The following is a 21,565-nucleotide window of genomic DNA, read 5'->3' as shown; positions in this document are numbered from 1 at the left end:
GGCATGCTTCGCCGCACCCTCCGCGCCTTCGGCCAACATGCCAGAACAAGGCCCAGGCGCATCGGCGCGCACCAGAGCACGCTGGTAATCATCCACAGCAAAGGCCAGCGCGCAGACTCAGCACACGCTGAACGTGACGGCCAAATAAGACGACACCTCCGCTGCAAACAACAACACGCCAGCGCCCTGCCGGGCCTGGCGTGTTTTTACGCAAAAAAGCCCGCAGACGCGGGCTTTTGTCATGGCTGCTGGCGGTTTACGCCAGCTGGAAGGGGTATACCGAGCCCAGCCCCATGATGCTGGTCAATTCATCCAGCGCGCCGCGACATTCGTCCAGCAAACACGGGTCGGCCAGATCATCCGCTGTCAGGCGGTCACGGTAATGGCGATCCACCCAGTCGTTCAGCGTGACAAACAGCTGCTCGCTCATCATCACACCCGGATTCACCGCGGCTATTTCGCTCTCGGACAGTGCCACGCGCAAGCGCAGGCAGGCCGGACCGCCTCCGTTTTGCATGGACTGTTTCAGATCAAACACGCGGATCTCGTCGATCGGGCCGCCGCTGGTGCTCATTTTTTGCAGATAAGACCACACGCGTTCGACATTGCGGCACTCTTCCGGCACCACGATGATCATGCCGCCCTGCGGCTTGGACAGAAGCTGGCTGTTGAAGAGGTAGCTTTTCACCGCTTCTTCCACCGTCACTGCCGATTCCGGCACTTCCACCGCGACAAACTGGCCACCCACGGCGGCAAGCTTGCGCGACAGCTCATCCAGTACGCGATCTTGCTGCAGGAAGGAACGCTGATGATGGAACAACACATTGCGGTTGCCCACCGAGATCACATCATTGTGAAACACGCCGGCGTCGATGGTGGCTGGATCTTGCTGGGCATACACCACGCCGGACTCGGACAGACCGTGCAAACGCGCCACGGCCTGACAGGCCTCCAGCGTTTGCCGCGCCGGAAACCGCGCCGGCTTCGGATAACGCTCGTCGAACGCCGCCGCGCCAAACACGAAAAACTCCACGCCCGCGCCGTCGTACTCCGCACAAAAACGGGTATGGTTGGCCGCGCCTTCGTCGCCGAAGTGCATTTGCGCCGGCAAGGCCTCATGCACCATGAAGCGGTTTTCGTCGGCAAACATGGCTTGCAGCAGACGACGCGTGGTCGGGTGCTCGATGGAGCGGTGAAACTTGTTGTTAAGATTGGCCGGGGTGAAGTGCACGCGCTTGTCCGCCGTATCGCCGGACGGGCTGACGGTGGCGGCGTTAGCCGTCCACATGCAGGATGCCGACGAGGCGGCCGCCAGTATGGCCGGCGCTTCCTTCGCCGCGCGCGCCACTACTTCGCCGTCACTGCCGGAGAACCCCAGGCGACGCAAACTGGCCACGTCCGGGCGCTCATGCGGCGCCAGTACGCCTTGTTTGAAGCCCAAGTCGTGCAGGGCCTTCATCTTGGCCAGGCCTTGCTTGGCCGCCAGCCGGGGATTGGACGCGGCGCGACCGTTGTTGGTGGAGGCCACGTTGCCGAAGGACAGGCCGCTGTAGTTGTGCGTCGGGCCGACCAGCCCGTCGAAATTCACTTCATGAGCGTTCACAGTGTCATCCCTGGAGAAAGTTGGGCGGGCACGGTCAGGCTGTCGCATTCGAGCGAGGCCACCGGATAGGCGCAGTAATCGGCTGCGTAATAAGCGCTGGGGCGATGGTTGCCCGAAGCGCCGATGCCGCCAAAGGGCGCGGCGCTGGAAGCGCCGGTCAACGGCTTGTTCCAGTTCACCACGCCGGCGCGGCTTTCCAGCAGATAACGCTCGTACAGTGCCCGATCATCGGACAGCACGCCGCCGGCCAGACCAAAGCGGGTGTCGTTGGCGATGGCGATGGCTTCGTCGAAATCGGCGTAGCGGATTACCTGGAGCAAGGGGCCGAAGAATTCCTCATCCGGGCGCGCCACGCTGGTGGTGTCGATGATGCCCGGCGTCAGGATGGCGGCGTTGTCGTACACGCGGCGCATGGCCAGCAGCACTTTGCCGCCGGCGGCTTCCAACGCTGCCTGCGCTTTGAGCAGCGCGTCGGCGGCGGCCTGGGAAATCACCGCGCCCATGAAGGGAGCCGGCTCTTCGTCGCAACGGCCGACGCGCAGCTTCGCGGTCACCTCCACCAGACGCTCAAGCAGCGCGTCGCCCCAGGCGCCGGACGGCACCAACAGACGGCGAGCGCAGGTGCAACGCTGGCCGGCGGAAATGAAAGCGGACTGGATGATGTGGTGCACAGCGGCATCCACTTCACGCACACCTTCCACGATCAGCGGATTGTTGCCGCCCATTTCCAGCGCCAGGATCTTGTCCGGCTGGCCGGCGAAGTTCTTGTGCAGGATATTGCCGGTGGCCGAGCTGCCGGTGAAGAACAGGCCGTCGATGCTGTGATGGCCGGCCAGCGCCACTCCCGTGTCGCGCGCGCCCTGCAGCAGGGCGATGACGCCCTTCGGCAAACCTGCTTCCGCCCACAGGCGCACGGTTTCCTGCGCCGTCCACGGCGTCAGTTCGGACGGCTTGAAAATCACGGCATTACCGGCAATCAGCGCCGGCACGATGTGGCCGTTGGGCAGATGGCCAGGGAAATTGTAAGGGCCGAACACCGCCACCACGCCATGCGGCTTGTGACGCAACACCGCTTGCGCATCGCCCATGGCCGCAGCGCGCTCGCCGGTGCGCTCATTGTGCGATTTGATGGAGATTTCCACCTTGTTGACCATGGTGGTCACTTCCGTCTGCGCTTCCCACAGCGGCTTGCCGGTTTCGCGGGCAATGATGTCGGCCAGCGAGTTCTTGTTGGCGGTCAGCAGCTCGCCAAAGCGGCGGACAATGGCCAGCCGCTCGTCGAAGGCGGTGCGGGCCCAGCCGCGGAAAGCCGCGCGGGCGGCGGCAACAGCCGCATCCACTTGCGCGGGAGAGGCCGCCGCGCCTTGCCAGATGACGCTGCTGTCGGCGGGGTTGTGCTTCTGCAGGGCCTCGCCCTCGCCGTCCAGCCACTGGCCATTGATAAACAGGGTGCTCATTACACTTTCTCCTTCGGCGACAAGGCCACGCAACGCAGATGGCCGCCGTCTTCAACATTCAGCGCGCGCGCCTGCTCGGGCGTGAGATGGAACTCATGGGTGGGGGCGATCGACTCCACCAACACCACGCGGAAACTGGTCAGCGAATCATTGGACACCAGATAATGACCGCGCTCGCCTTCCGGCAGCGGATCAGCCACGCGCGCCGTCACCAGGCGGCTATCCTTCACGGCGCGTATCTCGCTGACATACGCCTGTACCGTCGGGCCAGCGTCGAAGATATCGACATAGCCTTCGTAGCGGAAGCCTTCCGACTCCAGCATGGCCACCGCCGGGCGGGTGTTTTCATGGGTCTTGCCGATCACGGCCTGCGCCTCGGGCGGCAGGAAGTCGACATAGACCGGATGCTTGGGCATCAGCTCGGCGACAAAGGCCTTCTGACCGACGCCGGTGAGATAGTCGGCCTGGGCAAAATCGATGGAGAAGAAATGGCGGCCCAGCGCTTCCCAGAACGGCGAGCGTCCTTCAACGTCGGACACGCCGCGCATTTCCGCCACCACAGTCTTGCCGAACAGATGCGGGAACTGCGCCAGGAAGAGGAAGCGGCTCTTGGACAACAGCCCGCCGTTGCGGTTGACGCGGAAGTCCGGGTGCAAAAACAGCGTGCACAGTTCGGAGTAGCCGGTGTGATCGTTGGAAAGAAACAGGGTTTCGTGACGCGAATACACGCCCAGCTCTTCCGATGCATGCACGATAGTGCCCACCCGGTAGTTGTACCAGGGCTCTTTCAGGCCCACGGCCGCTTCCAGCGCGCAGATACCGCCCACTTGGCCGGTTTCGCTGTCTTCCAGCACAAACACATAGCCCTGATCGGCACGGTCCAGCTCGCCGGCGAAGGACAGCACGGAACGGCTGATGCGACGCGACAGGCGGTCTTCGTTGACCGGCAGCGAGGTGAGGCCCACGCCGGCGCTGCGAGCCAGGTTCATCAGGCCATCCAGATCGCTATGGGCGATCGGTCGGATAATCATCATGACTGGGCTCCTTATGCTTGCTGCAGACCGACAACGCGCACCGCGTCGCCGCTATTAACCGACAACGCCTTCGCGGCGTCCGGATTGATAAAGGCCACGCCGTCCACCACCGCCACTCGCACTGCGGCGGCGGCGAAGCCGTCCACCCGGTGGTTGGCGACGAAATACAGGCTGGCTTGCGACGGCAGGCTGGCGGACACCTCCACCGGGTAGCTGCGGTTGTCTTCCACCGTTTTCAGCCGGTCCAGCTCGGCAGTCAGCACAGCACCGCCGTCAAAGATGTCCAGATAGTTGTCGGCCTCGAAGCCTTCGCGGGTCAGCAACTGGCAAGGGCGCTCGAAATTGGGATGAATCTGGCCGATGGCATTCTGTGCTTCGTCGTCCAAGAGCGGCACATAAATGGGGTAGCTCGGCATCAGCTCGGCGATGAAGGTCTTGCTGTGGCTGACAAAGGCCTGCTCCACCTGCACGAAATCCATATTGAAGAAGCGGCGGCCGATGGCGTTCCAGAACGGCGACTGGCCGGCATCGTCATGAATGCCCTGCATTTCCGCGATCACGCGGCGACCAAAACGCTCGCGAGCGCCGGCCATGAACAACAGGCGGGCGCGGGACAGCAGTTCGCCCGCCACCGGTTCCAGCGCGGGGTCCACATAAAAGCCGCACAGCTGCACCATGCCGGTGAGGTCGTGGCAGATATTCAGCACATGCACGCGGTTGTTCACCTTCAGGTTGCGCGAGGCATGCACGAAGGTTTCGCTGCGATAGCTGTAGAAGGGCTCGTCAAAACCGGCACTGGCGCTGATGGAGGCGGTGCCGACCACCTCGCCGTCGTTCTCCAGCACGAACATATAGTATTCGCTGCCTGCTTCGGCGGTGGCTTCGTGCTCGAAACCCTGGATGGATTGCTGGATGCGTTCGAACAGCTTTTCCCGATTATTGGGCAGGCTGGTAACGCCGATGCCGCTGGCTTCGGCCAACCTTTCAACGGCGGGCAAATCGGCGGTGCGAACCGGACGTACGGTAAACATGGGTAACCCCCTGTCTTGGGTGGGGCGCGCCCGAGCGGGGCGCAGCCGGGCGCGCCGTTCGCTCCTGGGAGCAAACGGCGGGCTCATCTCGATACGGGAATGCGTAAGCGCTTACTTGCCGGCGGCGATCAGCTCGGCAACAGCGGCCTCGAAGCGGGCCAGACCTTCGTCGATATCCTTGTCTTCAACCACCAGCGACGGCGCCAGACGCACCACGTTCAGGCCGGCCACCAGCAGCATCAGCTGGTGCTTTTCCGCCGCCTTGACGAAGTCCTTGGCGCGGCCAGCGTATTCATCGGTCAGCACGCAGCCCAGCAGCAGGCCCATGCCGCGTACGGTCTTGAATACCTTGTGGCGGGCATTGATCGCGTTCAGGCCGTCGATCAGACGCTGGCTCTTGGCGCGCACGCCGGCCAGCACCTCGGGGGTATTGATGGTTTCAACCACGGTCAGCGCAACGGCGGCGGCCAGCGGGTTGCCTCCATAGGTAGTGCCGTGAGTGCCGATGGCGAAGCTCTTGGCGATTTTCTCGGTGGTGAGCATGGCGCCGATCGGGAAGCCGCCGCCCAGCGATTTGGCGGTGGACAGCACGTCCGGCGTCACGCCGTACTCCTGATAGGCGTACAAGGAACCGGAACGGCCCACGCCGGTTTGCACTTCATCGAAAATCAGCAGGGCGTTGTGCTGGTCGCACAGCTCGCGCGCGGCTTGCAGGAAAGCCTTGTCGGCCGGCAGCACGCCGCCCTCGCCTTGCACAGGCTCGATGACCACGGCGCAGGTCTTGTCGCTGATCAGCGCCTTGAGGGAGTCGATGTTGTTGTATTCGAAATGGCCGATACCGGCCGGCACCGGCGCAAAGCCCTCGGTGTACTTGGGCTGGCCGCCCACGCTGACGGTAAACAGGGTGCGGCCATGGAAGGAGTTCTTGCAGGACAGGATTTCATGCTTTTCCGGGCCGAAATGATCAGCCGCGTACTTGCGCGCCAGCTTGAAGCAAGCTTCGTTGGCTTCCGCGCCGGAGTTACAGAAGAAGGCGCGTTCGGCAAACGTGGCATCGGTCAGCGCGCGAGCCAGTTTCAGCACCGGCTCGTTGGTGAACACATTGGACACGTGCCAGAGCTTGCCGGCCTGCTCGGTCAACGCGGCCACCAGCGCCGGATGACAGTGACCCAGCGAATTGACGGCGATGCCGCCAGCAAGGTCGATGTACTCGCGACCATCCTGATCCCACACGCGGGAGCCCAGACCTTTCACCGGAATGAAAGAAGCCGGACCGTAGTTGGGAACCATGACCTGATCGAAATCGGCGCGGGTAACGTTGGTGCTCATCTTGATAGTTTCCTTCCTGCAGGAGTCCTGCCGCGGCCGAAACGGTCTGCCGGGCCGCGGAACATTGTTATGGTTTAATACCGTTGAAATGATTCTAATCGAATCGCCGGACGCGCCCATATCCGGTTTGCGACATGGCCTTATAAAAAACCTTGACCTATCTCAAATGCGCGCCGACGGAAAAAAGTCATGCAGGATCAAGCAGATCCGCCAATTTTCGTCGATCCGTGACGACAATGTCGCGTCCATCCACCCGGATGCCGCCGTCTTCGGCCAACCTTTGCAGGATGCGCGAGAAGGTTTCCGGGGTGAGATTGAGGCGCGAGGCGATCACCTGCTTGCTTACCGGCAGCGTCACGGTGCCGGCTTCCGCCTCGCCCAGCGCATTAAACAGATAGATCACCACCCGCTCTGTCGCCGTAGTGAGACTGTAGGTTTCCACGTCCTTGAGCAAAGAATGCAAGCGCATGGACAAACCCGCCAGCAAGCGACGCGACAGCATGGGGTCGCGCGCGCAAGCATCAAACAAGGGGCCGGCGGGCAAGAACAGCAACAGGCTGTCTTCCAGTGCATCGCCGTTGACCGGATACGGCTGACCAAGAAACATCACCGCCTCGCCAAGGCTTTGCCCGGCCTGAATCAGCTCCACCACCTTTTCCGCCCCCTGCCGCGCCAGGATGGACAGTTTTACCTTGCCCACCACCACCACATGCATGCCGCCGCACGGGTCGCCGCGACGAAACAACGCCTCGCCCTTGGCCACGCGGATTTCCTGCGCCTGCGCCGCCAGCTGTCGTCGCTCTTCCTCGCCGCAAGCGGCAAACAGGGGAATGTGCTGTAAAAAGGCGGCGGGAGACAAAGACGACATGCTTACCTCGGCGATTTCTTGATTCGGGTCATTCAGCCCGACACAGGCGATGCGCGACACTGGCGCACCACCCTCCGGAATACCGCATTATGCCCGACATTACCTCCCCCCCCGCCCTGTTTCGCGCGCCGCACCGCATTGCCTTCCTGCCTGCCGCCGTACTCATGCTGTTGTCGCTGGCGGGCTGGAGCCTGCTGCTATGGCAACGCCAAGTGGGCCATGCCGCCCCGCTGGCCCTGCCGGCATCGCAGGCCCATGCCTTTCTGATGCTGTATGGCTTTTTCCCGCTCTTCATGACCGGTTTCATCCTGACCGCCGGCCCGCGCTGGCTGGGCGTCCCCTCGCCCGCTCGCTCTCATTACCTGCCCATTCCCTTGCTATACGCCGGTGGACTGGTGTTGTGGCTGGCCGGACTGCTCGGCGGCACCGGCGCGCTGTTGCAAGCAGGCTGGCTGGCCATTGCCGCGGCCTGGACGCTGCTATGCGTGCTCTTCGGCCAACTGGTGCGGCAAAGCCGCGCCAACGATCGCTGGCACGCGCTGGCCGTACTCACCGCCTTCTTGCTTGGACTTGCCGGCCTGCTGGCCGCCGGCTGCTGGCTGTTCAGCGGCAATGGCGTCTACTGGATGCTCATGCGCTATCTGGCGCTATGGGGTTTCCTGCTCCCGGTATTCATTACGGTGTCGCACCGGATGCTGCCGTTTTTCTCCTCTACCGTCATCACCCCCTATACGCCATGGAAACCCTGGTGGCTGCTGATCGCGCTGCTGACCGGCAGCCTGGGGCATGGCCTGCTGGCGGATCTGCAACTGCCGACGCTGGCGGTGGATTTGCCGATGGCCACCTTGTGTCTCTACACCAGTTGGCGCTGGCAATGGCGACGTTCTCTGTCCGTGCGCCTGCTGGCCATGCTGCATCTGGCCTTTCTCTGGCTCGGCGTGGGTTTCGCCCTCTATGCGCTGCAAAGCGCCCTGCTGCTCTTCGGCCAAGCTGCATTCGCCTTGGCACCGTTGCATGCCATCACGGTCGGCTTTTTCATCAATATGGTGCTGGCCTTTGTCTCGCGCGTCAGCCTGGGGCACACCGGCCTGCCGCTGGAAGCCCGGCCCTGGTTGTGGCGACTTTATCTGTCCAGCCAACTGATGGCGCTGCTGCGCGTTGCCAGCGACCTCGCCCCGCAACATGCCGCATCGGCGCTGTTGCCGATCACCGCCGGCGGGCTGGCGCTGGGCATGCTGGTCTGGTGCCGTCGCTTCCTACCGGTGTACTGGCTGCCCCGCGCCGACGGCAAAGACGGCTGACGCAGGCTGCAGCTCCACAAAAGAAAAAGCCCACTCTACGCGGGCTTTTTCACTGATCAGTCAGCGGCCTTGCTTACACCTGCTTGGCCACTTCCACACCCCAGGAGGGACCGGCGTAGTCCCAGCCCGGACCGTGCGGCAGGTAACCGTTTTCCAGATAGTACTTGGCGGTCATCTTGTTGCCGATAAAGGCCATGACCAGATTGCTGATGCCCCAGGTCAGCATGCCGGCGATGATGAAAGCCACGGCGTGCAAGGGCATGCCTCGGAAGAAGAAGGGGAAACCGCCAAAAAAGAAGATGGTCCAGGAGAAGCCGACTTTGGCTTCGCGGATTACGCCGGCCTGGTTCTTGAATTGTACTTTCATGTTGTCACCAATAATTTTTATGAAATTCGCATCGCTATTTTATGGGTTCGTCATTCGGAATGAAATAGCCCGCAGTGACATTTCTCAAATCAGCAAAAGAAAAAGCCCGCTCAACGCGGGCTTTTTCTGACTCCACCAAATGGCCGGAGCTTACTGCTGGGTCTTCAGACCGAAGGAGTCTGCGGTTTCGCGAGCCACTTTGGACTCGTCTTCCAGCAAGGCCTTAATGGACAGGCGGATGCGACCGCGATCGTCCATTTCAATGGCCTTGACCTTGACGACTTGGCCTTCCTTCAGGTGGTCGGACACATTCTTGATACGCTCGTTGGCGATCTGGGAGATGTGCACCAGGCCATCCTTGCCCGGCAGGATGGAAACGATCGCGCCAACGTTGTTGTCGAGAATCTTGACCACGGTGCCTTCGTAAACCTTGCCCACTTCCACTTCGACGGTGATTTCCTCAATGCGCTTCTTGGCCGCTTCAGCGCCTTCGCTGGAAACGGAAGCGATGGTGATGGTGCCGTCTTCCTGGATGTCGATCTCGGTGCCGGTATCCTTGGTGATGGAGCGAATGGTTTCACCGCCCTTGCCGATCACGTCGCGGATCTTGTCCGGATTGATCTTCATCACGTGCAGACGCGGAGCATGAGCCGACAGCTCTTGCGGACCGTCAACGGCATCGCGCATCAGACCCAGAATGTGCATACGGCCTTCCTTGGCCTGCTCCAGCGCCACCTGCATGATTTCCTTGGTGATACCCTGGATCTTGATGTCCATCTGCAGCGCGGTCACGCCTTCGGCGGTACCGGCTACCTTGAAGTCCATGTCGCCCAGATGATCTTCATCGCCCAGGATGTCTGTCAGCACGGCAAAGCGGTTGCCTTCCAAGATCAGACCCATGGCGATGCCAGCCACGTGCGCCTTCAGCGGAACGCCGGCGGACAGCAGAGACAAGCAGCCGCCGCAGACGGAAGCCATGGAGGAGGAACCGTTGGATTCGGTGATTTCCGACACCACGCGCATGGAGTAACCGAATTCGGTTTCCGGCGGCAGCACGGCTACCAGCGCGCGCTTGGCCAGACGACCGTGGCCGATTTCACGGCGCTTCGGGGGGCCCATGCGGCCGGCTTCGCCGGTGGAGTACGGCGGGAAATTGTAGTGCAGCATGAAGCGTTCGGTGTACTCGCCAGCCAGTGCGTCGATGATCTGCTCATCTTGCTTGGTGCCCAGCGTGGTGACCACCATGGCCTGGGTTTCGCCGCGGGTGAACAGCGCGGAACCGTGGGTACGCGGCAGGACGTTGCTGCGGATGCTGATCGGGCGCACGGTGCGGGTGTCGCGACCGTCGATGCGGGATTCGCCGGCCAGAATCTGACCACGCACGATTTCCGCTTCCAGACCCTTGAAGATGCCCTTGATTTCGTTGGCCTTCAGCGTGTCGGTTTCTTCATTGATCAGCGCGGCCTTGACGGCATCCCAGGCTTCGTTGATGGCAACGGTGCGAGCTTGCTTCTGACGCAGACGGAAGGCGGCAGCCAGCTTTTCGCCGGCCACTTCGCGAATTTGAGCGATCAGCGCTTCGTCCTTGGCCGGAGCGGACCAGTCGAACATCACCGGGTTTACTTCGTCGGCCAGTTCGTTGATGGCCTTGATGGCGGCTTGCATCTGGTCGTGACCAAACACCACGGCGCCCAGCATCACCGCTTCCGGCAGCTCCTTGGCTTCGGACTCCACCATCAGCACGGCGCGCTCGGTACCGGCAACCACCAGATCCATCTGGGAAGTTTGCAGTTCGGTCTTGGTCGGGTTCAGGATGTATTCGCCGTTGGCGTAACCCACGCGGGCCGCGCCGATCGGGCCGGCGAACGGCAGGCCGGAGATGGCCAGCGCAGCGGAAGCGCCGATCATTGCCGGGATGTCGGAGTCCACTTCCGGATTCAACGACAGCACGGTAGCGACGATCTGCACGTCATGGTAGAAGCCTTCGGGGAACAGCGGACGGATCGGGCGATCGATCAGGCGGCTGGTCAGCACTTCTTTTTCAGACTGTTTGCCTTCGCGCTTGAAGAAGCCGCCCGGGATCTTGCCGGCGGCGTAGGTGCGCTCGAGGTAGTCCACGGTCAGCGGGAAGAAGTCCTGGCCCGGCTTGACGGACTTGCCGCCGACCACGGTCACCAGAACAACGGTATCTTCAACGGAAACAACGATGGAACCGGAAGCCTGACGAGCGACTTCGCCGGTTTCCAGGGTGACGGTATGGCGGCCGTACTGGAAAGACTTGGTGATTTTATTGAACACAGGGTATCCCTTTTGCGAGAGAAACAGATCATCACGCTGAAAACACAACGGGAACCCCTAAAAATTCAGACCACGATTCAGATCGGAATTTCTAGAGGCTCCCCCCGTTGCTACAGTAGTACAGCAGATGCTTGAAAGGCTGGCGGCACGCCAGCGTGAAAAAGTCGCAGCAAGCTGCGACTTTTCCAAACCTGAACCAATTACTTGCGCAGACCCAGACGGGCAATCAGGGCGCGGTAGCTGTCGGCGTCGGTGCGCTTGAGGTAGTCAAGCAGGCGACGGCGGCGGCTCACCAGCTTCAGCAGGCCACGACGGCTGTGGTGGTCTTTGGTGTTGGCCTTGAAGTGCGGGGTCAGATCGTTGATACGAGCAGTCAGCAGTGCAACTTGCACTTCGGACGAACCGGTATCGCCTTCCGCGCGTTGGAAGTCTTTAACGATGTCTGCTTTTTGGGCGGCGGTCATTGCCATGTGGAATTACTCCGAAATCATCAGGTTAGGGCCTTGCGACCCGTCGAGTGCAGCGAGCAGGCAAGCCAACCCATCCGCACTTCATTCAAGCGGCCGCCGATTTGACGGCCAGGAGCCTTACGGGGTGCAACAGACCTTCGTCGCGCACCTCGGCCAACCCCAAGAATTCTCGCGTCACATCGCTGTAAACGCGAAAACGCAGCATTCTCTCACACTTTGAGGGAAAACGCACGGCTTGACCATGCATGAAACGCCCCGCGTCCGCCTCTGGCAGATAAACGGCTTCAAGGTGTCGCACCAGCACATCAGGCGGCAGCAGCAAAGCCTCGCGCTCGGGCATGGTCATAGCTTCCATATCCGCCAGTTGATGAGCCTCTTCCAGACGAAAGCCGCCAGTGGCGTTGCGACGCAAACCGGTCAGGTGCGCGCCAGCGTCCAACGCTTCGCCAATGTCTTCGGCCAGCGTGCGCACATACGTGCCCTTGCTGCACAACACATCCATCACCGCCTCCTGACCGTCAAAGCTGATCAGTTCAAGCGAACGGACGGTGATGGCGCGCGGCTCGCGCTCAATGACGATGCCCTCGCGCGCATATTCGTACAGCGGCTTGCCTTGATGCTTGAGCGCGGAATACATCGGCGGCACCTGCTGGATTTCGCCAACGAAACCGGCCATTACCTGGCGCAAGCGCGCTTCGTCAAACAGCACTGCGCGCTCGCGCAGTACGTCACCCTCGATATCGCCCGTCGTCGTGGTGCGACCAAAACGCACCGTCGCGCGATAGCCTTTGTCAGCATCCAGCAGGAAAGAGGAAAACTTGGTGGCTTCGCCGAAGCACATCGGCAGCAAGCCGGTGGCCAGCGGATCCAGCACGCCGGTATGCCCCGCCTTGGCAGCATTGAGCAACCAGCGCGCCTTTTGCAGCGCATTGTTGCTGGAGATGTCGTAGGGCTTGTCGATCAGCAGCACGCCATCTATCGGGCGCCGGTTGCTGCGCGGCTTGCTCATGCGTCCTCGCCCTGCTCCGGCGCATCGCCTTCCTGCAGATCGCCAAAGCGCTCAGCATCTTCGCGCGCCACCTGGCCCAGCAAGCTGGTCATGTGCATGCCGCGCTCGACGGATTCGTCATAAACGAAATGCAATTGGGGAATGCTGAAAATCTTGATCGCGCGACCCAGCTCGCTGCGCAGATAGCCCGCGGAATCGTCCAGCGCTTCCTGCGTCACGGCACGGGTCTTGTCGTCCATCACGGTGTAATACACCTTGGCGTGCGAGTAGTCGCGGGTTACATGCACGGCGGTAATGGTAATCCAGCCGGCGCGCGGATCTTTCAAACCCTTGCGGGTCATTTCGGCCAACTCGCGCTGAATCTGCTCAGCAATGCGGTCGGACCGGGAGAAACCTTTTCTGGCTTTGGCCATGGTTGCCTTCCTGTCGCTTGTGTCGGCAACCCGATCGCCGCCGTTTGTCGGCGTGGCGCATTGGGCCGCCCGCAAAATACAAAAAGGCGAGCAGGGACGGGGTGCCGTCGCTGCTCGCCCGGGAATGACCGCTTACAGAGAGCGAGCCACTTCCACCACTTCAAATGCTTCCAGCTGGTCGCCTTCCTGGATGTCGTTGAAGTTCTTCAGCATCAAGCCACATTCGTAGCCTTGCTTCACTTCCTTCACGTCGTCCTTGAAGCGCTTGAGGGACTCCAGTTCGCCAGTATGGACCACGACGTTGTTGCGGATCAGGCGGACAGACGCGCTGCGCTTGATCATGCCGTCCGTCACCATACAACCAGCGATGTTGCCCACCTTGGAAACACTGATCACCTGGCGGATTTCCACCGTGCCGATCACTTGTTCCTTCTTCTCCGGAGCCAGCATGCCGGACAGCGCCGCCTTCACCTCGTCCACGGCATCGTAAATGATGCTGTAGTAACGGATGTCCACGCCTTCGCTTTCGGCCAACTTGCGCGCAGCCGCGTCGGAGCGGGTGTTGAAACCGATAACGATGGCCTTGGAGGCGATGGCCAGGTTGATGTCCGATTCGGAGATGCCCCCCACGCCGGAGTGCAGGATGCTGACGCGCACTTCATCGGTGGAGAGCTTCTGCAGACTGGTAGCCAGGGCTTCGTAGGAGCCTTGCACGTCGGCCTTGATGATGATGGAGAGGGTTTGCACCTCGCCTTCGGCCATCTGGGCGAACATGTTTTCCAGCTTGGCGGCCTGCTGCTTGGCCAGGCGCACATCACGGAACTTGCCCGCGCGGAACAAGGCGATTTCACGCGCCTTCTTCTCGTCGGCCAGCACCATGGTGTCCTCACCAGCTTGCGGCACGTCGGACAGACCCAGAATTTCCACCGGGATAGCCGGGCCGGCTTCGTCGATCGGCTTGCCGTTTTCGTCCATCATGGCGCGAACACGGCCGAAAGCCGTGCCAGCCAATACGATGTCGCCCTTGCGCAGGGTGCCGGACTGCACCAGCAAGGTAGCCACCGGACCGCGACCCTTGTCGAGGCGCGCTTCCACGATAATGCCCTTGGCAGGCGTATCCACCGGAGCGTGCAGCTCCAGCACTTCGGCTTGCAGCAGGATGGCTTCCAGCAGACCGTCGATATTGATGCCCATCTTGGCGGACACCTCGATGAACTGCGTGTCGCCGCCCCAGTCTTCCGGCACCACCTCATGAGACACCAGTTCCTGACGGATGCGCTCTACGTTAGCACCCTGCTTGTCGATCTTGTTCACCGCCACCACCATCGGCACGCCTGCAGCCTTGGCATGGTGAATGGCTTCAATGGTTTGCGGCATCACGCCGTCGTCGGCAGCCACCACCAGCACCACGATGTCGGTCGCCTTGGCTCCGCGGGCACGCATGGCGGTAAACGCCTCGTGACCCGGGGTATCCAGGAAGGTGATCATGCCGCGCGGGGTTTCCACATGGTAAGCACCGATGTGCTGGGTAATGCCGCCAGCTTCGCCTGCCGCCACCTTGGCACGGCGAATGTAGTCCAGCAGCGAGGTCTTGCCGTGGTCAACGTGACCCATCACAGTCACCACCGGCGGACGCGGCAGCATGGCCACTTCGCTCTCGCCCTCGGTCTTATCCAGGTAGGCTTCCGGATCGTCCGCCTGCGCAGCCATCGGCTTGTGGCCCATTTCTTCCACCACGATCATGGCGGTTTCCTGGTCCAGCACCTGGTTGATGGTCACCATCATGCCCATCTTCATCAGAGTCTTGATCACCTCGACGGCCTTCACGGCCATCTTGTGAGCCAGATCGGCCACGGAGATGGTTTCCGGCACCAGCACCTCATGCACGATCGGCTCGGTCGGAGCCTGGAAGGCGTGCTGGTTATTGCCCTTGTGCTTACCCTTGCCGCCACGGGACTTCCAATCGTTGCCGGCATCGCCGCCCTTGGTCTTCAGACCACGGCCGCCCTTCTTGCCTTCTTCCCAACGATCGCCGCCCTTCTTGGCGCCGCCCTTCTTAGCATCCGGACGACCGGCAACGGTCGCTGGCACGGCAGGCGCGCCTGGCGCACCGGCAGCTGCCGGACGCGGACCACGGTCACCAGCGCCAGCCGGGCGCGGGCCACGATCACCGGCACCTGCTGGACGCGGGCCACGATCACCAGCCGGACGCGGGCCGCGATCGCCCGAACCGGCCGGGCGTGGGCCACGGCCATCGGCACTGCGCGGACCACGATCGTCCGGGCGACGCTCGTCGCGGCGACCATCGGCTGCGCGCGGTTCAGCCGCGGCAGGCTTCGGCGGTTCCGGCGGACGTACCGGGGCGGCAGCTTGCTGCTGAGCAGCCTGGCGCGCGGCCTGACGGCGCTCTTCGCGTTCGATCTTTTCGCGCATCAGCGCTTCCTGACGGGCACGGAAGGCAGCCTGACGCTTTTCTTCCGCCTCTCGAGCCGCCACTTCTTCCGGCGACAGGATGGAGGCAACCGTGCGCGCCGGCGGCTCTACCTTGGCAGGAGCGGCTTCCTTGACCGGCTCCGCCTTGACGGGCTCAGCCTTGGGCGCTTCCACCTTCGGCTCGGGCTTGGATTCCACCTTGGGCTCCTCGACCTTTTTCGGCTCGGGCTTCACTTCCGGCTTGACCTCCACCTTCGGCGCGGCTTGCGGCGCCGATTCCGGCTTGACCGCCTCTTTCACCTCGGGCGCGGCGACCGGCTCTGCGGCCACAGGCGCAGCCGGCATGTCTTCCGGACGGACCACGCGACGCTTGCGCGTCTCCACGGTCACCGTGCCACCCGCCGTGCGGATTTCGCTGGTGGACTTGCGAGTCACCGTGATGCGAGATTCGTCACGGGCGCCATGCGAACGCTTCAGGTAGTCAAGAAGCTGGGATTTATCCTGCTCGGAGAGTGTATCTTCCGGCGCGCGCTTGGCCACCCCCGCCGCACGAAGCTGTTCCAGCAATCGTTCAGGGGAGAGGTTAAGCTCACCGGCAAACTGTTTTACATTCGTCAATACCATGCGTCTTCCCAAATTCCGTAAATACTTCCCGAAGAAGCCTTACTGGTTAAACCAGTGTTCGCGCGCCTTCATGATGATGGCTCGTGCAGCTTCAGCTTCCATGCCGGTCATTTCCACCAGATCGTCCACAGCCAGGTCGGCCAGATCATCGCGAGTGGAAACACCGTTTTCGGCCAACTTGCGCACCAGCTCGGCATCCAGACCCTCGATATCCTTCAGGTCTTCGGAAACGCCTTCGACTTTCTCTTCGGACGCAATGGCCTGGGTCAGGATGGCGTCGCGAGCGCGACTGCGCAGCTCGTTGACCATACCTTCGTCAAAACCGTCGATCTCCAGCATTTCGGCGATCGGCACATAAGCAACCTCTTCCAGCGTAGCGAAACCTTCCTGCACCAGAAGGGCCGCAACGGTCTCGTCAACGCCCAGATGGGTCACGAACAGGTTGCGCAACGCTTCGTCTTCCGCCTGGTGCTTCTCTTCCGCTTCGCCAACGGTCATGATGTTGAGGTACCAGCCGGTCAGTTCGGCGGCCAGTTTCACGTTCTGACCACTGCGACCGATGGCAAGGGCCAGTTGGTCCTCTTCCACCACCACATCCATGCTGTGATTGTCTTCGTCGATCATGATGCGATTGACTTCAGCCGGCGACAGCGCGTTGATCACGAACTGGGCCGGTTCCGGCGCCCACAATACGATATCAACGCGTTCGCCAGCCAACTCCTGCGTTACAGCCTGAACGCGGGAGCCGCGCATGCCGATGCAGGTGCCTTGCGGATCGATGCGCGCATCGTTCGCTTTTACTGCAATCTTGGCGCGCAGGCCAGGGTCGCGGACAGCTTCCTTGATCTCCAGCATGCCCTCTTCGATTTCCGGCACTTCCATCTCGAACAGCTTGATCAGGAAGTCCGACGAAGTGCGGGACAGCACCAGCTGCGGGCCGCGACCCAGACGGTCGATGCGCAGCAGGAAGGCCTTGACGCGGTCTCCCACGCGCAGGTTTTCCTTCGGAATCATCTGATCGCGCGGCAGCACGGCTTCCAGCTTGCCGCATTCGATGATGGCGTTGCCCCGCTCGATGCGCTTGATGGTGCCGGTCACCAGATGTTCGCGACGCTGCAGGAATTCGTTGAGCAGCTGTTCGCGCTCTGCGTCGCGGATGCGCTGCAAAATCACCTGTTTGGCGGTCTGAGCGCCGATACGGCCAAATTCAACCGCTTCCATCGGCTCTTCGATTACGGAACCAACAACCAGATTCGGGTCCTGATCCTGCGCGTCGGTGACGGTCAGTTCGCGGCTTTCGTCCTCGATCAGTTCGTTCTGCACCACCGTCCAGCGGCGGAAAGTCTGATACTGGCCGGTATGGCGATCAATCTCGACGCGTACGTCCATGCCGTCATCGGCAAACTTCTTTTTAGTGGCAGAAGCAAGCGCCAATTCCAGAGCGGTAAACACCACATCCTTGCTGACATTCTTCTCGCTCGCCAGGGCATCAACCAGCAGCAAAATCTCGCGACTCATGCATTCCTCCGAATTTTTGTCCTTTTGCGTGGCACCAGGGCCGCGCCAACTTCAATGCGTCAAAACTCAGGCTCGAGCCTGGCTTTGTCGATGTTGGCGAACGGAATCACCACGATGCGGCCATCCACTTCCAGCTTCACGGAGCCTTCTTCGACCCCGGCGAGACGACCGGCAAACTTCTTTTGCTGCTCGATGGGCATGCGCGTCTTGATCTTGGCCAGCTTGCCGGCGAAACGCACGAAATCGGCCTCTTTCTTCAGAGGGCGATCAAGGCCGGGGGAAGAGACTTCCAGTCGCTCGTAGTCGACGTTTTCAACCATGAAGAGGCGCGTCAGGTGATTGCTCACCAGAACGCAGTCTTCCACGGTGATGCCACCGGGCTTGTCCAGAAACACACGAAAACCGCCACCCTGGGTCATTTCAAAATCGACCAGCTCATAGCCGAGACCCGGCAGGGTGTTTTCAAGCAGCAAACGAACATCCATTGCTTTTTCCACAAATAAAAAATGGGCGAAACGCCCATCCCTAAACGGCGAGATTGTAACCCATTCCGTTAAAAAAGAAAACCGGCACTGTCAAGCCCCCAAGCTGGTCGCGGCCACCTGTCCGCGCCGATTCTTTGCAGGAGCATTTCGCTTCCTGTACATTAAGCCCCACCCGGCGACAGACCGGCACAACATGGCGCGGCGCAAGGCCGCGGCAACCATAGATAGATACAAAACCGAAGACGCTCGCTGCAGCATGGAGTCAGCGCGGCACTCTCGAACCAGCACGATGGAGAAACCTTTATATATGGAAAAGGTGTGGCTTAAGAATTACCAGCCCGGGGTGGCTCACGAGATCGACATCAACCAGTTCCAGTCGATCGTTGAAGTGTTTGACCGCAGCGCCAAGAAATTCCGCGATCGCCCGGCGATGGCGAACATGGACAAGGTGCTCAGCTACGGGGAGCTGGATGAACTGGCCACCCGTTTCGCCTCCTACCTGCAAAACACCCTCAAGCTGAACAAGGGCGACCGCGTCGCGGTGATGATGCCCAATGTGCTGCAGTACCCCATCGCCGTATTCGGCGCGCTGCGCGCCGGCTGCACGGTGGTGAACGTGAATCCGCTCTATACCCCGCGCGAACTTGAGCACCAGCTCAACGATGCCGGCGCGGAAACCATCGTCATCCTCGAAAACTTCGCCAACGTACTGGAAGACGTACTGGCCCGCACCAAGGTGCGCAATGTCGTGATCGCCTCCATCGGCGACCTGCTGGGCTTCCCCAAGGGCATGCTGGTGAATTTCGTGGTGCGCAAGATCAAGAAGATGGTGCCGGCCTGGAATATCCCCGGCCACACCCGCTTCAACGACGCGCTTTCCGCCGGCGCGGGCCATACCTTCCGCCCGGTTGCGCTTGGCCATGACGATATCGCTTTCCTGCAATACACTGGCGGCACCACGGGCGTCTCCAAGGGCGCCATGCTACTGCATCGCAACATCCTCGCCAACATGCTGCAAGCCGGGGCCTGGGTGAAGCCGGTAGTGCGCGAGGGCCAGGAAGTGATCATCACCGCCCTGCCGCTTTACCATATCTTCTCGCTGACGGCCAACCTGATGGTGTTCACCGAGCTTGGTGCCTTGAATGTGCTGATCACCAACCCGCGCGACATCCCCGGCTTCATCAAGGAGATCAAGAAATACAAGATCACCGCGATGACCGGCGTCAACACCCTCTTCAACGCGCTGCTGAACAACCCCGAATTCGCTACGGTGGACTTTTCCACCTGGCGCCTGGCGCTGGGCGGCGGCATGGCGGTGCAAAAAGCGGTGGCGGACAAATGGAAGCAAGTCACCGGCGTCACCTTGGCCGAAGCCTACGGCCTGACTGAAACCAGCCCGGCCGCCTGCATCAACCCCCTGTCCATCACCGAATACAACGGCACCATCGGCGTACCGGTGCCTTCCACCGACATCGAAATCCGCGATGCGCAAGGCAATGCGTTGCCGCAAGGCGAACAGGGCGAGCTGTGCATCAAGGGCCCGCAGGTAATGAAGGGCTATTGGAACCGCCCCGATGAAACCGCCAAGGTGATCGACGACAAGGGCTTCCTCGCCACCGGCGACATGGCCATGGTGACGCCGGAAGGCTTCGTCAAGCTGGTGGACCGCAAGAAGGACATGATTCTGGTGTCCGGCTTCAACGTCTATCCCAACGAAGTGGAAGACGTGGTGGCCTCCATGCCCGGCATCCTGGAAGTGGCCTGCATCGGCATACCGGACGACAAGTCCGGCGAGGTGGTGAAAGTGTTCGTGGTGAAGAAAGACGCCGCCATTACCGAGAAGGACGTCATTCATCATTGTCGCGAGAATCTCACCGGCTACAAGGTGCCCAAGATGGTGGAGTTCCGTCAGGAGCTGCCCAAAACCAACGTCGGCAAGATTCTACGTCGCGCGCTGCGCGATCAGGAAGTCGGCAAGAGCGCCTGACGCGCCGCCTGAAAAAGCCCGCCTCGGCGGGCTTTTTTGTTTGCCTCGAACAAATCGGCGCTTCACCTGCGCCGCGTGCCCGCTTATGATTGCAGCAGAATAAAATTCAACAAAGATATGGCACGGCGGGGCGCCGTACACATTACAGCTAGCCAACTTACGATCCGGGAACGCAACCATGCTGATGCTGCCGTTTTTCAAACTGATGGCCGATAAGAAAGCCAGCGATATCTTCTTTACCGCTGACGCCCCGCCGCAAATCAAGATCGACGGCGCCACCCTGCCGGTGAATGACAAACCCCTGAGCGCCGACATCGTCAAGCAACTGGCCTACAGCCTGATGGACGAGCAGGAAATCGCCACCTTCGAACGCGAGCTGGAAATGAACTTCGGCCGCCTGGTGGAAGGGCTGGGCAACTATCGCGTCAACATTTTCCGCCAGCGCGGCACCGTGGCCATGGTAGTGCGTTTCATTCGGCCGAAGATTCCCACCTTGAGCGAACTCAATCTGCCGGACAGCCTGCGTCCGCTGGTCCAGCAAAAACGCGGGCTCATCATCGTGGTGGGCGCCACCGGCAGCGGCAAGAGCTCCACCGTCGCAGCCCTGCTCGAGCAACGCAACCAGACCCAGTCCGGGCATATTCTCACCGTGGAAGACCCAGTGGAGTTCATCTATCGGCACGGCAAGTCCATCGTCAACCAGCGCGAAATCGGCGTGGATACCTTTTCTTATGAAAACGCCCTGAAGAACGCCATGCGCGAAGCGCCGGATGTGCTGATGATTGGCGAAGTGCGCGACTCGGAAACCATGACGCACGCCATCAACTACGCTCAGTCTGGCCACTTGTGCGTCACTACCCTGCACGCCAACAACAGTTATCACATGCTCAACCGGGTGATCAGCTTCTTCCCCACCGAAAGCCGCAATGCCTTGCTGATGGATTTGTCGGTTTCCTTGCGCGCCGTGATTTCGCAACGCCTGGTGCCAACCAAGGACGGCAAGCAGATTCCGGCGCTGGAAATTCTCATCAACACGCCGCACATTGCCGAGCTGATCCGCAATGGCGACGTGGACCAGATCAAGGAAGCTATCGAGAACAGTATGAGCGAGGGTGCGCAAACCTTCGAACAATCGCTGTTCAGGCTTTACCAGGACGGCGTGGTGGAGCTGGACGACGCGCTGAAAAACGCCGACTCGCCCACCAACCTCTACTGGCTGATCAATCACGCCAACAGCAAGAGCAACGACGACAACAAACCCAAGACCGGACCGGCGGAAACCGCCAAACCGGCCAACCCTTCCGCCAGTTTCGACGGATTCACCCTGGACGTTTAACC

The 21,565-nt window shown here is 61.2% G+C and carries 17 protein-coding genes; 3 read left to right on the top strand and 14 right to left on the bottom strand.

All coding sequences use genetic code 11. The features are described from left to right. Positions 1 to 256: 256 nt before the first annotated feature. The 6 genes from astB to Q0P52_RS06770 form a co-directional block, all read right to left on the bottom strand. Positions 257 to 1,603 (bottom strand): N-succinylarginine dihydrolase, encoded by a 1,347-nt coding sequence (astB, locus tag Q0P52_RS06795; RefSeq protein ID WP_293760034.1) that lies wholly within the window; start codon positions 1,601 to 1,603, stop codon positions 257 to 259. Further along, on the bottom strand, positions 1,600 to 3,060 hold the full coding sequence (gene astD / locus Q0P52_RS06790; protein WP_293760036.1) for a succinylglutamate-semialdehyde dehydrogenase: 1,461 nt from the start codon (positions 3,058 to 3,060) through the stop codon (positions 1,600 to 1,602). Before astD ends, astB begins: the two co-directional genes overlap by 4 nt. Continuing rightward, positions 3,060 to 4,094, bottom strand: a complete 1,035-nt coding sequence (astA, locus tag Q0P52_RS06785) for an arginine N-succinyltransferase (RefSeq protein ID WP_293760038.1) — start codon at positions 4,092 to 4,094, stop codon at positions 3,060 to 3,062. Before astA ends, astD begins: the two co-directional genes overlap by 1 nt. Positions 4,095 to 4,105: 11 nt before the next feature. Continuing rightward, on the bottom strand, positions 4,106 to 5,125 hold the full coding sequence (gene aruF / locus Q0P52_RS06780; RefSeq protein ID WP_293760040.1) for an arginine/ornithine succinyltransferase subunit alpha: 1,020 nt from the start codon (positions 5,123 to 5,125) through the stop codon (positions 4,106 to 4,108). 111 nt (positions 5,126 to 5,236) lie between these two features. Beyond that, positions 5,237 to 6,454: an aspartate aminotransferase family protein gene (locus tag Q0P52_RS06775; protein WP_293760042.1), complete on the bottom strand. Its 1,218-nt coding sequence runs from the start codon at positions 6,452 to 6,454 to the stop codon at positions 5,237 to 5,239. Between the two features lie 187 nt (positions 6,455 to 6,641). Beyond that, positions 6,642 to 7,322, bottom strand: coding sequence for a Crp/Fnr family transcriptional regulator (locus Q0P52_RS06770; RefSeq protein ID WP_293760044.1), 681 nt, complete (start codon positions 7,320 to 7,322; stop codon positions 6,642 to 6,644). Positions 7,323 to 7,411: 89 nt separating this feature from the next. Between Q0P52_RS06770 and Q0P52_RS06765 the strand changes: the two genes are divergently transcribed. Continuing rightward, a complete protein-coding gene (locus Q0P52_RS06765) occupies positions 7,412 to 8,623 on the top strand; it encodes an NnrS family protein (protein ID WP_293760046.1) in 1,212 nt (403 codons plus the stop codon). Positions 8,624 to 8,696: 73 nt separating this feature from the next. Here Q0P52_RS06765 and Q0P52_RS06760 read toward each other — a convergent pair whose 3' ends face one another. From Q0P52_RS06760 to rimP, 8 genes are all read right to left on the bottom strand, one after another. Continuing rightward, entirely contained in the window at positions 8,697 to 8,990 is a 294-nt protein-coding gene (locus tag Q0P52_RS06760; RefSeq protein WP_293760048.1) for a hypothetical protein, read from the bottom strand. A 150-nt stretch (positions 8,991 to 9,140) separates the two neighbouring features. After that, a complete protein-coding gene (gene pnp / locus Q0P52_RS06755) occupies positions 9,141 to 11,288 on the bottom strand; it encodes a polyribonucleotide nucleotidyltransferase (protein WP_293760050.1) in 2,148 nt (715 codons plus the stop codon). Between the two features lie 200 nt (positions 11,289 to 11,488). Continuing rightward, positions 11,489 to 11,758: a 30S ribosomal protein S15 gene (gene rpsO, locus Q0P52_RS06750; RefSeq protein ID WP_293760052.1), complete on the bottom strand. Its 270-nt coding sequence runs from the start codon at positions 11,756 to 11,758 to the stop codon at positions 11,489 to 11,491. 85 nt (positions 11,759 to 11,843) lie between these two features. Next, positions 11,844 to 12,767, bottom strand: a complete 924-nt coding sequence (gene truB / locus Q0P52_RS06745) for a tRNA pseudouridine(55) synthase TruB (protein ID WP_293760054.1) — start codon at positions 12,765 to 12,767, stop codon at positions 11,844 to 11,846. Further along, the gene (rbfA, locus tag Q0P52_RS06740; protein ID WP_293760056.1) at positions 12,764 to 13,180 is read right to left on the bottom strand and encodes a 30S ribosome-binding factor RbfA; all 417 of its coding nucleotides are present in this window, start codon (positions 13,178 to 13,180) and stop codon (positions 12,764 to 12,766) included. Before rbfA ends, truB begins: the two co-directional genes overlap by 4 nt. A 132-nt stretch (positions 13,181 to 13,312) precedes the next feature. Then, positions 13,313 to 16,237: a translation initiation factor IF-2 gene (infB, locus tag Q0P52_RS06735; RefSeq protein WP_293760058.1), complete on the bottom strand. Its 2,925-nt coding sequence runs from the start codon at positions 16,235 to 16,237 to the stop codon at positions 13,313 to 13,315. Positions 16,238 to 16,276: 39 nt separating this feature from the next. Then, on the bottom strand, positions 16,277 to 17,755 hold the full coding sequence (gene nusA / locus Q0P52_RS06730) for a transcription termination factor NusA (RefSeq protein ID WP_293760061.1): 1,479 nt from the start codon (positions 17,753 to 17,755) through the stop codon (positions 16,277 to 16,279). 59 nt (positions 17,756 to 17,814) lie between these two features. Further along, complete coding sequence (gene rimP / locus Q0P52_RS06725; protein WP_293760063.1) at positions 17,815 to 18,240, bottom strand: ribosome maturation factor RimP; 426 nt, start codon at positions 18,238 to 18,240, stop codon at positions 17,815 to 17,817. A gap of 307 nt (positions 18,241 to 18,547) precedes the next feature. Between rimP and Q0P52_RS06720 the strand changes: the two genes are divergently transcribed. Beyond that, positions 18,548 to 20,227 (top strand): long-chain-fatty-acid--CoA ligase, encoded by a 1,680-nt coding sequence (locus tag Q0P52_RS06720; RefSeq protein ID WP_293760358.1) that lies wholly within the window; start codon positions 18,548 to 18,550, stop codon positions 20,225 to 20,227. A 178-nt stretch (positions 20,228 to 20,405) separates the two neighbouring features. Then, complete coding sequence (locus Q0P52_RS06715) at positions 20,406 to 21,563, top strand: PilT/PilU family type 4a pilus ATPase (RefSeq protein ID WP_293760065.1); 1,158 nt, start codon at positions 20,406 to 20,408, stop codon at positions 21,561 to 21,563. Positions 21,564 to 21,565: the final 2 nt, after the last annotated feature.

Origin of the sequence: uncultured Aquitalea sp. (assembly GCF_945957525.1) — a bacterium.
GTDB lineage: Bacteria > Pseudomonadota > Gammaproteobacteria > Burkholderiales > Chromobacteriaceae > Aquitalea.
This window is presented reverse-complemented; position numbering and strand designations above follow the sequence as displayed.

Bases quoted from the DNA above. Each gene is read 5' to 3' on its own strand.
- astD (WP_293760036.1), bottom strand. From the start codon at position 3,060: ATGAGCACCCTGTTTATCAATGGCCAGTGGCTGGACGGCGAGGGCGAG.
- astA (WP_293760038.1), bottom strand. From the start codon at position 4,094: ATGATGATTATCCGACCGATCGCCCATAGCGATCTGGATGGCCTGATG.
- aruF (WP_293760040.1), bottom strand. From the start codon at position 5,125: ATGTTTACCGTACGTCCGGTTCGCACCGCCGATTTGCCCGCCGTTGAA.
- Q0P52_RS06775 (WP_293760042.1), bottom strand. From the start codon at position 6,454: ATGAGCACCAACGTTACCCGCGCCGATTTCGATCAGGTCATGGTTCCC.
- Q0P52_RS06770 (WP_293760044.1), bottom strand. From the start codon at position 7,322: ATGTCGTCTTTGTCTCCCGCCGCCTTTTTACAGCACATTCCCCTGTTT.
- Q0P52_RS06765 (WP_293760046.1), top strand. From the start codon at position 7,412: ATGCCCGACATTACCTCCCCCCCCGCCCTGTTTCGCGCGCCGCACCGC.
- Q0P52_RS06760 (WP_293760048.1), bottom strand. From the start codon at position 8,990: ATGAAAGTACAATTCAAGAACCAGGCCGGCGTAATCCGCGAAGCCAAA.
- rpsO (WP_293760052.1), bottom strand. From the start codon at position 11,758: ATGGCAATGACCGCCGCCCAAAAAGCAGACATCGTTAAAGACTTCCAA.
- truB (WP_293760054.1), bottom strand. From the start codon at position 12,767: ATGAGCAAGCCGCGCAGCAACCGGCGCCCGATAGATGGCGTGCTGCTG.
- rbfA (WP_293760056.1), bottom strand. From the start codon at position 13,180: ATGGCCAAAGCCAGAAAAGGTTTCTCCCGGTCCGACCGCATTGCTGAG.
- infB (WP_293760058.1), bottom strand. From the start codon at position 16,237: ATGGTATTGACGAATGTAAAACAGTTTGCCGGTGAGCTTAACCTCTCC.
- nusA (WP_293760061.1), bottom strand. From the start codon at position 17,755: ATGAGTCGCGAGATTTTGCTGCTGGTTGATGCCCTGGCGAGCGAGAAG.
- rimP (WP_293760063.1), bottom strand. From the start codon at position 18,240: ATGGATGTTCGTTTGCTGCTTGAAAACACCCTGCCGGGTCTCGGCTAT.
- Q0P52_RS06720 (WP_293760358.1), top strand. From the start codon at position 18,548: ATGGAAAAGGTGTGGCTTAAGAATTACCAGCCCGGGGTGGCTCACGAG.
- Q0P52_RS06715 (WP_293760065.1), top strand. From the start codon at position 20,406: ATGCTGATGCTGCCGTTTTTCAAACTGATGGCCGATAAGAAAGCCAGC.